Annotated in this window: 2 protein-coding genes; one reads left to right on the top strand and one right to left on the bottom strand. The window is 45.5% G+C overall.

The window, feature by feature from the left end; genetic code table 11:
* A partial coding sequence (locus tag B7Y67_RS18425) for a YhbY family RNA-binding protein (RefSeq protein ID WP_293599877.1) occupies positions 1 to 329 on the bottom strand: 329 nt, incomplete at its 3' end.
* Positions 330 to 467: 138 nt separating this feature from the next.
* On the opposite strand from B7Y67_RS18425, the gene B7Y67_RS18430 reads away from it, so the two are divergent.
* On the top strand, positions 468 to 1,142 hold the full coding sequence (locus B7Y67_RS18430) for an RlmE family RNA methyltransferase (RefSeq protein WP_215303393.1): 675 nt from the start codon (positions 468 to 470) through the stop codon (positions 1,140 to 1,142).
* Positions 1,143 to 1,251: the final 109 nt, after the last annotated feature.

Below are 1,251 nucleotides of genomic sequence, written 5' to 3' on the forward strand. Positions count from 1 at the left end.
ATCTTAGTTTGCTTGCTTGATCGACCTAAATTGAGCATTGCTGCATCGACGATATCGATAGGCTTCCACAGAACGAGTAGTTTTCCGATATGCTGAACTGGAGCTGCACCTAGTTTGTCGCAAAGCTCTTCATAGATGGCAATACGCGCATCACGATCATCACCAAATACGCGAACTTTAATCAAACCGTGATGAGAAATCGCTAACTTTGCCTCTTTAATGACCGCAGGGGTCAGGCCATCGCCACCGATCATGACAACTGGGCTCAGTCCATGGGCATCAGCTTTAAGGGATTTACGTTGTGCGGGGGTAATAGTAAGTGCAGTCATGGTCTCGATGATAGAGCATTAGGGCTTGTAAAACAGGGCTTTCGGCCTCATGTATGTAGATATGAAGTTGTTTTAAGTCGATTCCTTTTGCCTTGTAGGGCATAAACAAGGAAAATGGACGTCGAAAGTGGGTAAGTTGTGGCAAAGAATAAATTTAATAAAAGTTGGTTGCAGGATCACTTAAATGATCCTTACGTGAAGATGGCTCAAAAAGAGGGTTATCGTGCACGAGCCGTTTATAAACTGAGCGAAATAGACGAGCAGGACCGACTCATCAAAGCAGGTATGACCATTGTGGATCTGGGAAGTGCCCCTGGGAGCTGGTCCCAATACGCCCGTAATCGCCTGACTGAGCTGGGCAAAAATAATCCGAATATTGAATCCGGAAAACCAGATGGAACCATCATTGCGATTGATATCCTGCCAATGGAGGATATTGCTGATGTTTCCTTTATTCAAGGGGACTTTCGTGAGGATGAGGGCTTAAAGGCGCTTGAAGCGCTTTTGCCTGCCGATGCAGATGGAAAAGTCGATCTAGTGATGTCGGATATGGCACCCAATTTATCTGGGGTCGGCGTAGCGGATGCGGCTCGGATGGCCTTTTTGGCTGAAATTGCACTGGATTTTTCGGTTCAGCACCTCAAGCCTGATGGGGCCTTACTGATTAAGTGCTTTAACGGTAGTGGCTATAGCCAAATCGTAGAATCCTTTAAAAGGGTCTTTAAAACGGTCGCTTCCAGAAAGCCTAAGGCCTCTAGAGCAAAGTCTTCGGAGATCTTTTTATTGGGTAGAGACCTGAAGCCACCCAAATAACCCCCTAAAAGTAGGGGCTTATTAAATAAATTGGGTCTCAGCCCTTGAAAAAGCCTAGTAGTAGAATCAAATACTTAGGTATAGCAATCCGCTTTAACTCCCGGATTAA

This window comes from Polynucleobacter sp. 35-46-11 (assembly GCF_002281105.1).